Below are 14,848 nucleotides of genomic sequence, written 5' to 3' on the forward strand. Positions count from 1 at the left end.
CTTTTTCTCCGTAGAGGTTGCGTGAGCGTCTCACGCTTTTTGAGTTACCATGTTCGCAAGGATACCGAGAATTTTGTTGCAAAGCGCGATCGGGTAGATTGTCAAATCAATGTGCAAGCATTTTGCCTCCAATTTGAGAAACAGCCAGTCTGTCCCTGAAGTAACGGTCCCGTAAATGCAAGAGACATTATTTTCTTTTTCCGCATTAAAGCGTTGGGCTGCAAGCATCTCAGCGACACATTGTCCGAGCCCGCTGATCAAGTCTTCTTTCTTTGCCTCAACGAGCATGATGACGGGGGCATCTAAAACAGTTTGCAGTGGTGACAGGCTGACCAAGAAATCGCATACCCCTGTCAAACCGTTTTCGACATCAACGCTGAAGTCAATACCAGAAAAGAGGCTGATGCGCTCCTCAAAATGTTCCCGGAGTTCAAAGAGAACGTCGGCGACAATGAGTTCCGATCGGGCTTTCTCGGTTCCGATCGTAGCCGCTAACGGGACTTTTTTCGCCAGTTCCGCTGTGAAATGCGGGCGCGGTGTCACAGGCTCGCTTTCAGAAAAGAGACCGACAGATTCAACTGTTTCTAATTGAAACGTTGACAACACCGCTGCTAACGTAAAGTTACTATAAGCCATTTGTATCCTCCTTTCATCTGTCCGCTCCTTTTACGGGAAAATACCCAGCTGCATATAGGATTGCGCGATTCTATGGATGGCATTGATGAATGCCGCTGTTCGGCAATTCACGTCATCGTTTTTGCTGCTGTGCTGCATGCGGGTCTCACGTAACTCCTGATAGGCTCTTATCATCGTATCCTGAAGCCCGGAGTTCACCAAATCCTCCTCATCGGCACCGTGTATTGACTGACGCTCATCATCCGAGAATTGATAGCCGGTCGCTTTTTCAACGGCGTGAAGCATGGCGTGCTGCGTGCTGTCTTCAAACCGTTTTCCGAGTCGTCCGAGTTGCACATGTGAGAGATTCCGAAGCCACTCGAAATAGGAGACGGTGACACCACCCGCATTGAGATAGGTATCCGGTATAATCATGATCCCGCGTTTTTGAAAAATTTCATCGGCGGCTGGGGTTGTGGGACCGTTCGCGGCTTCAGCGACGATCGCAGCTTTAATCCGGGGCGCGTTCTCCGCTGTGAGTTGATTCTCAAGCGCAGCCGGTACAAGGATATCGCATGCTAACTCTAAGCCGTCATTCGGGTGCTCAATAAGTTGGGTTCCCGGATACCCACGAAGTGACCCCGTTTCTGCCCGATACATGGCGACTTTTTCGACATCAAGTCCTTTCGGATTATAGATACCACCATTGCGCTCAATGAGCCCGATAACGCGTGCATCCATCTCCATTAAAAATTTCGCTGCATGATATCCGACATTTCCAAAGCCTTGGACGACGACGCTTTTTCCGTGTAGACCGGGAGTCAATCCAAGTGGTTTCATATCCTCTTCGATACTACATACCTCTTCCAGTCCATAGACAACCCCGCGCCCGGTAGCTCCTCTCCGCCCGTGAATCCCGTTTTGTTCAATCGGTTTGCCTGTGACGCACGCAATCGCATTCAGCTTATCGGGTGCCATTGTGATATAGGTGTCGAAGATCCACGCCATTTCTGTTTCGCTGGTCCCGAAATCGGGTGCTGGCACGTCTACCCCGGGGCCGATGTAATTTTTCTGGATGAGCTCGTAGGTATAGCGACGGGTAATGCGTTCGAGTTCGCTTTCCGAATACTGGTTCCGATCCAACTGGATACCGCCCTTTGCACCACCGAATGGAACATCAACAATCGCACACTTGTAGGTCATTAACGCCGCAAGCGCGATGATCTCATCTTCGTTGACGAGGGTGCTGTAACGGATGCCACCTTTCGTTGGGAGTTTATGGTGGCTATGCTCGGCGCGCCAACCGTGGATCGTTTGGATAGTCCCGTCGTCGCGTTTTATCGGGAACGTGAAATGACAAGAACTATTACAGATTTTTATCTGTTCCAATAACCCAGGCGGATAGTCGGTGAACTGCGCGGCTTTGTCAAAGTCCGTGTTCACTTTCTGGAAAAACGAGGAATTTTCTGCCATAGTGTTCGACCTTAATGAAGTGATGGGCGAGGCATGAGGACCTCGCCCTACAATATAGAACTACCATCGTGAGACATAAGAACTTCGTCTCATAAAACCTGTTAGACCGTCCACATTAAAAATTATAGGACGATTCATCGCCCGTCGCATTGTGAAAGAAACCACACGCTCCCAAACAGACCTCAATTTTAGACGGGATAGACTCCCATTCTATCGTTGCCGGATAAATTTTTGAAGTCGTGCGTCCGCTTGAACTTCGCCAACGTATATATCGCCGTGCGAATCCAACCAGATGCCGTGTGGGCATGCCATAAATTCACCGGGAACGGTACTGCCGCGTTCACTGCCCCATTGCGAAATAACCTCACCGTCCAATGTCATGATGCTGATACGCTGACCCAATTCAGCGATATAGACAAGATCATCTTCGTCGATATAGATCGTGTCGGGTTGCAATAAGTCTCCCCACTCTTCAATGTATTCCCCATCAAGCGTGAAGAACTGGATACGGTTGTTTTCGCGGTCAGCAACCATGAGTCTATTGCGCGGATCGACTCGGACACAATGCGGTAGGTCAAACTCACCGGGACCTGTACCGGGCTGTCCCCACGATTTAATCAACTCGCCATCGGGTGAGTATTTATGAACGCGAGCGTTCCCATATCCATCGCTGATATACATTTCGCCATCGGGCCCAAGTGCTAAATCTGTCGGTTGGTTGAAAGGCTCTCCCTCTGCCCCGGGTTCGTCCGGTGTGCCGAGCGTCATCAGCAGTTCACCATTCGTAGTGAACTTGCGCATAACGTGTGTATCACGTTCCGTACAGTAGATATTATCATCGGCATCAATGAAAATCCCGTGTGCATCCTTGAGGATGTCGTCGCCCCAAGCGTCGATAAAGTTGCCGTCCCGATCAAAGACAACCATTGGGTGCTCACTCCGACTATAAACATAGACTCGGTCTTGTGAGTCAACAGCGACAGCCGGAATCCATCCGAATTCCCAACCCTCTGGCAGTGACCACCAATCTTCTTGCACAGTATATTGATGTGTTCCTTGTCCAAAAACCATAAATTTTCTCCCTACGCCAAAAAGAATTGCCATCTATTCTAACAAGTTTATCGCGATTTCTCAAGGGAAATTTTCAGTCTTTTTTGACATTTTTTCGGACTAATATTACAATGTCGTAAAAACCTTCCAACAAGGAACATGTCAATATGGAAAACGAACACGGCAAAGAAAGAAAACAGGTGTTGAGAAATTTTATGTGGGCAACGATGTTTCTACTCGTCTTGGGCTTCGCTGCTCTGGGAATCCTGTTTTATATCCTGATTCCTAACCTGCAAATCTCACCTATTTCACCTGGGACAGAGAAACTCCTTTTGTTAGCTGTATCAATACTCCTGCTCATAGCACTTTTCGCTTGGATATTTTGGTATAGACCTGCTGTAAAGCAATATAAGAGAGAATATAAGGAAGAACTGGAAATGTTTGAAAAGTCAAAGATATCGAGATTCCTTAGCGGTCGAGCGTTTAAAGTGCTGCTGTTTCTTATGATTCTCTTAGCGGCTGGAATCGGTTGGTTTTTCGGAGACAGAATTTTCGGTTAAATAGTGATGGGTATGTTTATAGCTTCAATCAACAAGAATCTGATTAAATAGGGAGCGGGTCGTCTCTGTCCACTTCCCGTAATCTTGCAAGAATGCATCTACGGTAGATGCCCCTTCCGTTTCCTCGTATCCGAGTCGGCGTGCCAACTGCGCCAGTTCTGTTCGGTTTTTCGGGAGTGCATCCAACGCGCGGTCGTGGACAATCCGCAACGCATTCTCGACGCGGCGAAGGAACAGGTACGCCTCCGATAATCCGTCACACTGTACTTCTGTCAGCACGCCGATATTCTGCAGTCTCTCAATCGCAAGCGGTGTATTTTGGACACGAACAGAGGGTGCTTCTCCACCGTGTACGAGTTGAAGCGTTTGCACGGCGAATTCGATATCGACGAGTCCGCCGTATCCAGATTTGACATTGGCAATCGGTGTCTGTGTTTTACTGCGTCCTCTGCGTCGCGTGGTAGGTCTGCGCGTGGCTTGCGCCTCCTTCCGTTTCCGTGTATGTACAATCTGCGCGATGTCTTCGGATGTCAGTGAACTGCCATAACAGAAGGTGTGCCCAATGTCCAGAAATCGGTTTCCAACCCCTTGTATGTCTCCAGCGACAACACGCGCCCGCGTTAACGCTTGACGTTCCCAGACCTCCGCGGTGGTATCGTAATAATGCTGATACCCCGCCAAGGGTAATGCAATCGCACCTCCTGCTCCATGTGGACGGAGCCGTAGGTCAATTTCATAGATACCCATCCCGTTTCCAGCAAGCCGATTTACTAACGCCAAACCGACAGCCGAGAAATACTCTACATTCGGCATACCTTTGGTCGTCTCGCCGTCTGCCGAATAGACGTACATCACATCTAAGTCTGAGCTGAAGTTCAGTTCGCGTCCACCAAACTTACCCATCGCAATGATCGCGAATGTCACGGGGGTGCCATCGGGGTCAAGTGGTGTGCCGTGTGCCTCACGCATTTCGGCTTCAATTTCTGGATAAATCGCTTGCAGGACAGCCTCTGCTAAATCGGAGAGTTCTTCAGTCGTCGTCGGGAGTGTCGCATTACCGAGGATATTCCGCAAGGCGATACGCCAAATCTCGTCGTTCTTATAGCGCCGCAACATGGACAACATCCGCGCTTCTGATGCCTCCGCGACAATTTGTAACGCCTCCGCCTGTTTCTCAGCAAGCGTCTTGGAACGTTCTATCAACGTCGGCACCGTCAACAGGTCAAAGAGTTCAGGACTTGCGATAAGCATATCCGAGAGGTAGAGACTTGTACCGCAGACCCGCGTAAGTGCCTCAAGCGTTGAAGGTTTCTCGGCGAACATCGTGTAGTAGCTGCTGCGTGCCCCCACTTTATCTGTAAATGCTGAAAGATAGCGGAGTGCCATGTCCGGGTTCGGAGAATCCCGTAAAACATTTAAAAGCGTCGGCGCAAGTTTGAAGAAGGTACGCCTAACACTCGGTGAGAATTGGATACCATCGCCACCGTTCGCGAGTTGTCTGAGGAGACGCTGTGCCTCCCGCACGTTTTCAAAATGGAACTCGGTTAAGAAGGTCTCTAACTGTTTCGGATCCTCTTCGGAAAGCAGAAGGCTAATATCGAGTCCCTTTTCGGACGCAATCGCCGTTGCGGTAATCTTCTGGAAAATAGCGCGCACACGCTCAGTATGCGTGCGGTAGTCCTTCCGAAATGCTACCAACGCATCCGTCTCCAGTGTGTGTGGGTAACCCACGCGTCGGGCAAGTTCACGTTCTTCAGATGTTTTTTCAGGAATTGAATATCGCTGCTGATCCGCCTCAACTTGGATACCGTTCTCAACCGAGCGTAGGAACCGATAGGCAGCCGCGAGCGCGTCCGCATCCTCTGCCGTAAGCAATGCGTTCTCCTTGAGTGCTGCGATCGTTTCGAGTGTGTTGTGTGAACACAACGATTTCCGCTTAGCACCGTGAATCATCTGCAGACACTGCACTGTGAACTCAATATCACGGATACCCCCCGGACCGAGTTTGACATGTTTTTCGAGATTCGCACCTTCGCCGACGAGCCGCTCCTCTATCCGTACCTTAGTGCGTCCGATGTCCGCCTTAATCTCACCGAGCGTGACACCGTCTAAATAGCGTTGATACACAAACGGTTGGATCATACGGATGAACTCGTCACCAAACGCCATATCGCCTGCAACGGAACGTGCCTTGATTAACGCCTGACGCTCCCACAGGTCCCCCCAACCTTCATAGTAACTTTCATAACTCTCCATCGAACGGATAATCACCCCCGCACTACTTTCAGGACGTAAGCGGATATCGACCCGAAAGACGTAACCCTCTGGCGTAATCTCACTCATGGCTTTGATGATGAATTCGCAGAGACGTGAGAAGTACTCGCTATTGTCGGTGCCGGTATCCGTTTTAGCGTCGTCCGAGTAGACGAAAATAAGGTCGATATCGGAGCTGAAGTTCAATTCATAGCCCCCTAATTTCCCCATACCGATAATAGCGAAACGGCACGGTGCGTCGCCATCTTCATTGAGTGGTGTGCCGAATTTCGGTTGCATGATCTGATCGCGTCCGATCTCGTAGCAGTGTTGCAGTGCTGCCTCCGCCAGATTGCTCAACTCCCAAGTCGTCGTCTTGACATCTACCGTCTTAAGCAGATCGCACAATCCGATACGGAGCGTCTCGCGCCGTTTATAGCGTCGAAGGACACGGAGTTTCTGATCCACCGAATCGAAATGCGAAAGCGATCGCGCCAGTTCTTCGTACATCGTCTCGGAAGTTTTCGCGGTATCCATCACATTCGCATCAATGATGTCATAGAAATATTCCGGGTTGCGGATGAGCGTTTCCGACAGATACGTGGACGCACCGAAACCGAAGATGATCGTGCGCATAAGGAACGGCGCATCGCGCAGAAGTTGATAGAGCCATCGACGATTGAACGCGACTTGCGCGAAGCGAGAAAAGCGATTTAAGGCGGATTCAGGGTTCGGTGAATTGAGGGCGGCTTCTAACACGGGGATGATGATTTCTGAAAAGTGGGATTGGGTATCCGCATCATCCGTAGCGAGTTCTTGGAGACTTCGCACTATAGCGTCGTTATTCACGGCACCGGCACTCCCCGCAGCGTCTGATAAAATCCGATGTATTTCTTCTTTCTGATCTTGTGGCAGTGACAATTCTGTGTAATTCACCATTTTCCGCCTCCATAATCGACGCTACAATTACAGAAACCGTCAGCCATCAGCAGTCCGCGAGATGGCTATCGGTTTCCACTAACAGTCCAGTGCGTATTGCAACCAAGATGTCGCCCTACAGTAAGAGCAATTTTAGCACATCTTCTGCCTTCATTGCAAACCAATTCGTTATGGATTCAGAACAATAATCTTGACGCTCCACCCCAAACCTGCTATACTTTTCAGATCTTGAAGCTTCCGCACTTCAAGCAGAAGACACTGACTATTTCCCTATACAACTCAATTTCCAGGACTATGCGAACTTAGCCCCGGATGCCTTTTACACTATTCTTGCTGAGGAGCTACCGCAAGCAATCAACCGAACGCTTCAGAGGCGAGGGGAGCTGCAGCCCCACAGTTTGAAAACTTCTTAGAAAACCCAGGTATCACTGACAATATAGCGATGCGGCGTTTCTTTGAAAAACTTCCGACACTGCCCGCGTCATCACCGTCAGCCTAAAAACGGTGGAGGTTGTGGGCAAGTTGCCCGACTTGTAGTGGTTCTTTCCTTATCGCCTAATTTTTTCAAAATAAATCTTGATTTCTGATAATTTGAGTGGTATAATTATCAATATGCGGGAATAATGTCTGGGGATTGCTCCCTATTTGGTAGGTGCTATGTATGGAAACGCAGAAGTACATTTACTGGCAGGATGAAAACATGTTCCTGGGTTACCTTGAGGCATACCCCGATTATTGGACGCAAGGGGAAACATTAGCAGTGCTTGAGGAAAACCTTCTTGACCTCTATACTGAACTCACGAGCGGCGCTATTCCATGTGTCCGAAAGGTTGCAGAGTTACAGATTGCATGAAAAGACGAGACCTAATTCGTGAGTTGAAGAAGATGGGATGTGTACTCATTCGTCATGGCGCGAAACATGATTGGTATCAGAATCCAGATACGCGCGTTTCTCAGCCAGTTCCGCGCCATAGAGAAATTAAAGATTCTTTGGCGAAGCATATCCTCAAGATGCTTAAGAATTAAATAGGACTTACACAAAATCGCAAAATTATGCCTATTGCGATGTGGTATAGCACATACCAAGGCGTTACGTAAGTCCTAAACTATCTAACGAATGCGATACCGCTCAACGGCATCCATATCAAGACTGATACCCAATCCCGGCGCGTCTGTCAGGTTGATTGCGCCGTTAGATAAATCCATGCTACCGCCAGAGAGATCGTCAATACGGATGTGCGGGAGTTCGTCAATCGGCATCGTGCAGTTCGGTATTGTGCATGCCATGTGTGCGGCGAAGGTCGAGGCGACGCATGAACCGAAAGCAAAAATCTGCACCCAAATCGGCAAATCCGCGGCTTCAGCAACGGCAGCACTCTTCCGCAGTCCAGCGACGTTCCCCGCGGTATTGATAGCGTCCACTGCATCCGCACGGATGTTCTTTAAAATCTCTTGCCCACCCCCGATATGCCTTGCAACTGGCACTTCCACTTTTTCCCGCATCTGGCGATACCAAGATAAATCCTCAAACCGAATCGGGTCTTCATAGACTTCGATGTTGTACGGGAGCAATTCCTCAGCGAGCCGGAGTCCGGTCTCCAAGTCTCCGAATTCTGTATTCGGATCGACGCGAATCTGGAAATCCGGTCCGCACGCTTCTTTCGTTAAGCGCGCCGTTTCGACGATAGTCGCCTTACGTGCTTTGAGCTTGTGTACCCGAAACCCAAGGTCTGCAGCACGTTCTGCCTCCGCTGCTGTCGCTTCCGGCGGCATCGGGGGCGACCAGTAGGCGAGTTCAACGCTATCCCGATGTTTTTCACCGATGAGTTTATGTGCTGGCACACCCAATGCCTGTCCAGCCAAGTCATAAAAGGCTGACTGGAAGGTGAATGATTCGGATGAAAGGTCAATATCCCAAAGGTTTTTGCCGACGTACCTTTCAGCGATACTGTCAGCTTGATCTGTAATATCGCTGTGCAGAGAATTACTTTCACCCAACCCTGTCAGACCTTCATCTGTATGTACCCAGACCAAGGTCGTTGGATATTCCATGCCCGAGTGTTCTTGTATTGCTGGAAGGAAAGGGATGGAGACGGTCCGATATTCAAAGCCTGTGATTTTCATGGGTGCTCCTCCTTGAAATTCGGTCATAAAATCTACCGTATACCTTTCGGTGTTAACTGACTATTATATCACAAAATTCTCTAACGCTTCGCTGAAAACTGAATGTTCCGCTCATGCCCGTTTCACTGTATCAATATGATAACATATTGGCCGAAATGCTCAACAGAAAATCCTGCTTGCTATTAACATTGTGCTGTGTTAACATGTCGTAAAAGTTTCAAAGGAGAAACACAGCTATGTTTAAACTTGGCGTTATCGGCGACGAAGTTTCACAGGACTTCGCCACCGTTGTCAATTTTGTGAAAGATTTCAACTTACACTCGATCGAAATTCGTTCCGTCTGGGATAAGCTTCCACACGAACTTACTGAAGCCGACATCGAGAAAATGAAACGCCTACTTGATGACACCGACATTGAGATTATCGGCGTTGCCTCCCCTTTTTTTAAATGCGATATGGACAACGCTGAAGAGCGGAAAGAGCACCTTGATATACTGAAAGGATGCATCCGCACAGCAAAGGCGTTTGATACCAACCTCATCCGTACCTTCGTCTTCTGGGATACCGGTGAGACCGAGGAACGTTGGGACGACATTATCGCTGCCTACGATGAACCGCGCCGGATGATAGATGGCGAAGGCATCGTACTCGGCATGGAAAACGAATCCACCACCTCGCTCAGTACTGCCAAGCTCACAGCGGAATTTATTGAGCAGATTGATTCTCCGAATATCCGTGGTATCTGGGATCCTGCCAACGAAGCGCATGCCAAGGGCGGTGAGACGCCATACCCCGATGCGTACAATCAGATGAAACCGACAATGATCCATGCGCATCTCAAGGACGCGGCACCAAACCCCGATACCGGCGAAATGGAATCCGTTCCTGTCGGCGACGGTGTAATCGACTGGCAAGGGCAGCTGCAAGCCTTTATTGATGACGGATATGAAGGACACCTCTGCCTTGAAACGCACTGGCGACCCTCGCTCAAAATCGACGATGCTATTCTCAATAAACCGGGCGGACAGGCGTTTTCTGAAGCCGGTGAAGAAGCCTCGCGTATCTGTATCGAAAAATTGCTGCCGATGATCGAAAACCTAAAGCAGTAGGAAGATTGAATGAAAATTAAATCAGTTCGTACAGCTTTATACGACATCCCGCCTCAAGTTGAACGCGTTGATGCTATTCAAACCTTTGTCTCTATGGAGTTCCCTTTCATTGAAATTGAAGATGCAGATGGTGTTGTTGGCACCGGGTTCTCTTACACGATCGGTAAAGGTGGCGAGGCAATCAAACAGACTATGGATGCCTATCTCACGCCTATTCTCCTTGAAGAGGATGCCGCCAACATTGACCGGATTTGGAATCGGATGTGGATGGAGACACACTGGGTCGGCAGAGGCGGTATCGTCGGTTTAGGCATGGCAGCGGTAGACATCGCGCTCTGGGACCTCATGGCAAAGCGCGCCGAGTTGCCGCTTTACCAACTCCTTGGTGGCGCGAGAGCTGCTGTTCCCGTCTACAACACAGACGGCGGTTGGCTCCATCTCTCCGAAGACGAACTCGTCAGGCAGTCCGTGGCATTTGTGGCGCAAGGCTTCAAAGGTATCAAGATTAAAGTCGGGCGCGACAGTCTCCACGAAGACGTGGCACGCATCTTCGCTGTCAGGAAAGCGATTGGGCAAGAACCCTATCTTATGATTGATGCCAACATGAAGTGGAACGCGCGTGAAGCCATTCAACTGGCGTGTCGCGTCGAAGGGGCAGACCTTTTCTGGTTTGAGGAACCCATTGAGGCAGATGACGTAGATAGCCATGTGACGTTGCGCGAGAAAACTACGATTCCGATCGCTATCGGCGAGACGATTTACAATAAATATGTCTTTAAGGAGTATATCGCACAAGGCGCAGCGGACATTCTACAACCCGATGCTGTGCGCGTCGGTGGTATCTCTGAATGGATGAAGGTCGCACACACCGCGGAATGTTTTGGACTCTCTGTTTCCCCACATTTCCTAATGGATTTGCATGTGCATCTCTCTGCCGCAGTACCACACTCGCTTTTTGTGGAATATATTCCTTCGCTTGATCCGGTACTTGACGATACTTTGACGCTTAAGGATGGTCACTTTTCACCGCCTGAACGTCCAGGGCACGGCATTCTGTTCAATAAGCAAAAACTCGCGGCATATCAAATTCAGTAGTACTCTGTGGGAGCGAGTGTTTTTGCTTGGGGATTTCTGCGGATTTCTTGTCGCTCGCGACACTTAACTTACTACTTTAAGGAGGACTCGTGAAACTTGAAAACCGTATCGCGATTATCACAGGTGGCGGACGCGGCATTGGTCGCTCAACTGCTCTCGCATTTGCCAGAGAAGGCGCAGACATCGTTCTTGCCGCACGGACTGACACGGAGATATCTGCTGTCGCCGAAGAGGTGACACAACTCGGCAGACGCGCACTCGCCATCACAACCGACATTCAGTTGAAAGCCGATGTTGATGCCATGGTTGCACAAACGCTTGACACCTTCGGCAAGGTGGACATCCTCGTTAATAACGCGGGTGTAGCAATCCACAACCCGATTCCGAAGATTCGAGAAGAGGATTGGGATTTGACAATGGCTGTCAACCTCAAAGGCGTATTTCTCGGCACACAAGCCGTCTTCAGCCACATGTGCGAGCGGAAGTATGGACATATCGTTAATGTCTCCTCGGTTTCCGGTAAATTTGGACACGTCAACGGCGGGGCGTATTGCGCCTCCAAATTCGCCGTTATCGGTTTCACCGAGACAACAAACAACGAGGGAAGAGCGCACGGCGTGAAAGCCTCGGTTGTCTGTCCGGGACCAGTCGATACCAAGATGCGTCGCGATAACCATCCTGACGATGTGATTGCGCATCTGACGCTTCCAGAAGATGTCGCGGATCTGATTCTGTTCCTTGTAACGCAGCCACCCCGCGCACATACACTTGAAACCATTATCCGAACACCTTTGATGTGATTTTTTGTTAGCCTCCCTTTCAAATCCGTGCGGTTCCAAACCGCACCTACCGGAATTAGGGACCGAAATGTTTATTGACTCACACGCACATATTCAGCTCTCCCAATTCAATCGCGATCGAGACGCGGTGCTGAAACGCTCCCAAGAAGCCGCGGTTTCCAATATCTTGGTTATCGGTTTTGATATGGAGACCAGTCTCGGCGCAGTGGCATTAGCGGAGAAACATCCACACATTTATGCCACTGTCGGGATGCATCCGCACGATGCAAAGGATCTGACCCCGGATGTGCTAAAAACCTTTCGTGAACTCGCTGCACACCCGAAGGTGATTGCGCTTGGCGAAATGGGATTGGATTATTACCGCAACCTTTCACCGCGCCCGGTACAAAAAGCGGCGTTTGAGGAACAATTGGACCTCGCTGAAGAGTTGCAGATGCCTATTGTTATCCACAACCGCGATGCTTACATGGATATCCTACCTATCTTAGAGGCGCGGCAAGGGAAAATCCGAGGCGTGCTGCACTGCTTTACTGGTGATGTGGCGTTGATGCATAGAAGTCTTGCGATCGGATTCCATATCGGTATCGGTGGAATTGTGACCTATCCAAATGCCAAAGATATCCAAGCCGTCGCGCAGGAAGTACCTGAAGATCGATTGTTGATAGAAACCGATTGTCCATGGCTCGCGCCACAGTTCCGACGCGGCAAGCGAAATGAACCGGCTTATGTCCGCGCTGTAGCGGAAAAAATCGCGAATCTTCGTAATACTTCCATAGAAGCAATCGGCGAGATAACGACGAAAAATTTTCAGAATCTCCTTGCATGTTAGCGCAAAACTATAACTTCCGCTTCTGGAGAGGTTATCATGAAACGAAATAATCGGTTATGGATAGCAGAACACAAATTACGCAAGAGGGTTCCTATCCTTTGCTTACTCCTTTGTTGTCTTTCATTGACCACATTTTTCGGTTGTGGTGCCGTAAGTGCTATAAAAGCTCCCTTTGAAATAGCAGGATTCATGAAGGGTATGGGGGCACACCTCGAGGAGCGAGAAACGTTCTTGATAGAATCTGGAGAAGAACCTTTAACCGAAAGCCAAGAAAAACTCTTAACGCAAGTTCTTGAAGAAGAAGGAACTCTGGATGTAGTTTTGTCAAGTCAGTTGTATTTGACTTATCTGGAAGAGCAAGTCGGCGCAGCTTATAAAGATTATCCGACTTATCTTGCCGCAGTTCCCACCATCGAACAGAAATCAGCTACCCTATTCACGTTTAAAGAAATTCTGCCGCCAGAGGTAACGGATGAGGAAGTTCAAATCTCTATAGATTTCTATTTCAAATTCCGTGAGCTAATCGCGAACGAACCAGACATCACCTCCGAGTCAGAAAAAATGGAGGCATTCGTGGAGATGCACCTGATTGATCCATTAATGGATACGTATTCATCAGAAATGTCCACTTCCGATACGATAAAATTAATGAAGGTAGCTGCGGTGCCGAGTGGTATGGCTCCACTGGATACAGAAGTATTACGTAAAATCTGGCTTGGGCAGCTGGAAGTTTATGGTTCTCGGGAGGGGCTGTTACGTTGTGCGATCTTAACCGCCGACGAATTTGCGCTCATCCGTTCATTTTTTGAGAATGCTGCCGCCCTTGAAAGATGGATTCGGCTCCCATCCAAATAGGAGTGATTCCTGACATATGAAGCGTCTTAATCTCCGTATGTATGCGATGGTGCTTGCGCTCTTCTGTGTCTGGGTGATTTTCACACTGCTGACCAGTGGCACCTTCCTTAGCACTCGGAACCTGTCGAATCTCTCCCGCCAAGCCGCTGTCACTGCCATCCTCGCTGTCGGCATGACCTTGGTTATCGTTTCTGCCAACATCGACCTGTCAGTCGGCTACGGTGCCGGTTTACTCGGTGCGATCGCAGCGATTGTACACGTCTGGTGGGGGCAACCGATTCTCGTCACGCTCTTCATCGTTATCTGCATCGGTATCCTAATGGGATTGATGCAGGGTTACCTCGTCGCATATCAGCGTATCCCGGCGTTTATCGTCACACTGGGCGGCTTTTTGGCGTATCGCGGCTTGATGCTGGCTTTTACCAAAGGCGAGACCATCCTGCTCCCAGACAATTGGCTCAAAGCGATTGGCAATGCCTACCTCTCGCCGATGCTCGGATGGGCACTTATGGTAGTCGGGTTAAGCATTAGTGGTTACCGATTTTACCGACAACGCGTTGGGCGGCTGCAATACGGAAACCCAGAACAAGCGTCTCTGCTCATGTTTCTATTGAAGGTCGTCGGGATGTCGGCACTGATTATCGCGTTCATCACCGTGATGAATGCGCATAAAGGCGTTCCGTTTCCAGTATGCATTCTTTTCGGATTGGCGTTCGTGTTCCATTTCATCGCGAGCCACACCCGTTTCGGACGTTACGTCTATGCGGTCGGCGGCAATGCGGAAGCAGCGTACCTCTCCGGGGTGAATGTCCGCGGTATCACGTTGCGGGTATTTGCGACGATGGGTGCCTTGATGGCAATCGCGGGGGTCGTCATGACGGCGCGTGTCGGGAGCGCGAGTCCAGAGGCAGGACGGTTGCTGGAGTTAGACGCTATCGCTGCGTGTGTTATCGGCGGTGCCAGTCTAATGGGCGGGCGCGGGAGCATCTTTGGTGCGGTTTTAGGTGCGTTCGTCATGGAAAGCCTCAACAACGGTATGAGCATGGCAAATATGGATGCTTCATGGCAGGATATTATTAAAGGCGTGGTGCTTGTTGCAGCAGTCGGTTTTGACATGGCATCACGAAGGCGATAGCGAAAAAAATC

Annotated in this window: 14 protein-coding genes; 9 read left to right on the forward strand and 5 right to left on the reverse strand. The window is 49.6% G+C overall.

Annotated elements, in window-relative coordinates:
* Nucleotides 1-30: 30 nt before the first annotated feature.
* The 3 genes from OXH00_19745 to OXH00_19755 form a co-directional block, all read right to left on the reverse strand.
* Nucleotides 31-636 carry a hypothetical protein gene (locus OXH00_19745; GenBank protein ID MCY3743258.1) on the reverse strand — a complete coding sequence of 202 codons (606 nt, stop codon included), beginning with the start codon at nucleotides 634-636 and terminating at the stop codon, nucleotides 31-33.
* Between the two features lie 30 nt (nucleotides 637-666).
* Nucleotides 667-2,088 carry a Glu/Leu/Phe/Val dehydrogenase gene (locus OXH00_19750; protein MCY3743259.1) on the reverse strand — a complete coding sequence of 474 codons (1,422 nt, stop codon included), beginning with the start codon at nucleotides 2,086-2,088 and terminating at the stop codon, nucleotides 667-669.
* Nucleotides 2,089-2,298: 210 nt separating this feature from the next.
* A complete protein-coding gene (locus OXH00_19755; GenBank protein ID MCY3743260.1) occupies nucleotides 2,299-3,159 on the reverse strand; it encodes a peptidyl-alpha-hydroxyglycine alpha-amidating lyase family protein in 861 nt (286 codons plus the stop codon).
* Between the two features lie 146 nt (nucleotides 3,160-3,305).
* On the opposite strand from OXH00_19755, the gene OXH00_19760 reads away from it, so the two are divergent.
* Nucleotides 3,306-3,698, forward strand: coding sequence for a hypothetical protein (locus OXH00_19760; protein ID MCY3743261.1), 393 nt, complete (start codon nucleotides 3,306-3,308; stop codon nucleotides 3,696-3,698).
* Nucleotides 3,699-3,722: 24 nt separating this feature from the next.
* Here OXH00_19760 and OXH00_19765 read toward each other — a convergent pair whose 3' ends face one another.
* Nucleotides 3,723-6,890: a DUF294 nucleotidyltransferase-like domain-containing protein gene (locus tag OXH00_19765; protein MCY3743262.1), complete on the reverse strand. Its 3,168-nt coding sequence runs from the start codon at nucleotides 6,888-6,890 to the stop codon at nucleotides 3,723-3,725.
* A gap of 661 nt (nucleotides 6,891-7,551) precedes the next feature.
* On the opposite strand from OXH00_19765, the gene OXH00_19770 reads away from it, so the two are divergent.
* Entirely contained in the window at nucleotides 7,552-7,743 is a 192-nt protein-coding gene (locus tag OXH00_19770) for a type II toxin-antitoxin system HicB family antitoxin (GenBank protein MCY3743263.1), read from the forward strand.
* Entirely contained in the window at nucleotides 7,740-7,916 is a 177-nt protein-coding gene (locus OXH00_19775; GenBank protein ID MCY3743264.1) for a type II toxin-antitoxin system HicA family toxin, read from the forward strand. Before OXH00_19770 ends, OXH00_19775 begins: the two co-directional genes overlap by 4 nt.
* 84 nt (nucleotides 7,917-8,000) lie before the next feature.
* Here the strand turns inward: OXH00_19775 and OXH00_19780 are convergent, their stop codons facing one another.
* Nucleotides 8,001-9,014 (reverse strand): hypothetical protein, encoded by a 1,014-nt coding sequence (locus OXH00_19780; protein MCY3743265.1) that lies wholly within the window; start codon nucleotides 9,012-9,014, stop codon nucleotides 8,001-8,003.
* 236 nt (nucleotides 9,015-9,250) lie between these two features.
* On the opposite strand from OXH00_19780, the gene OXH00_19785 reads away from it, so the two are divergent.
* The 6 genes from OXH00_19785 (at nucleotide 9,251) to gguB (ending at nucleotide 14,837) form a co-directional block, all read left to right on the forward strand.
* Complete coding sequence (locus OXH00_19785) at nucleotides 9,251-10,123, forward strand: sugar phosphate isomerase/epimerase (GenBank protein MCY3743266.1); 873 nt, start codon at nucleotides 9,251-9,253, stop codon at nucleotides 10,121-10,123.
* Nucleotides 10,124-10,132: 9 nt separating this feature from the next.
* Entirely contained in the window at nucleotides 10,133-11,218 is a 1,086-nt protein-coding gene (locus OXH00_19790) for a mandelate racemase/muconate lactonizing enzyme family protein (protein ID MCY3743267.1), read from the forward strand.
* A gap of 89 nt (nucleotides 11,219-11,307) precedes the next feature.
* Entirely contained in the window at nucleotides 11,308-12,018 is a 711-nt protein-coding gene (locus OXH00_19795) for an SDR family NAD(P)-dependent oxidoreductase (protein MCY3743268.1), read from the forward strand.
* 67 nt (nucleotides 12,019-12,085) lie between these two features.
* Complete coding sequence (locus OXH00_19800; protein MCY3743269.1) at nucleotides 12,086-12,847, forward strand: TatD family hydrolase; 762 nt, start codon at nucleotides 12,086-12,088, stop codon at nucleotides 12,845-12,847.
* A 36-nt stretch (nucleotides 12,848-12,883) separates the two neighbouring features.
* Complete coding sequence (locus tag OXH00_19805; GenBank protein MCY3743270.1) at nucleotides 12,884-13,702, forward strand: hypothetical protein; 819 nt, start codon at nucleotides 12,884-12,886, stop codon at nucleotides 13,700-13,702.
* Nucleotides 13,703-13,718: 16 nt separating this feature from the next.
* Nucleotides 13,719-14,837 carry a sugar ABC transporter permease gene (gguB, locus tag OXH00_19810; protein MCY3743271.1) on the forward strand — a complete coding sequence of 373 codons (1,119 nt, stop codon included), beginning with the start codon at nucleotides 13,719-13,721 and terminating at the stop codon, nucleotides 14,835-14,837.
* Nucleotides 14,838-14,848 lie beyond the last annotated feature (11 nt).

The sequence above is a fragment of the Candidatus Poribacteria bacterium genome (assembly GCA_026706025.1).
In the GTDB taxonomy this organism is placed as follows: domain Bacteria; phylum Poribacteria; class WGA-4E; order WGA-4E; family WGA-3G; genus WGA-3G.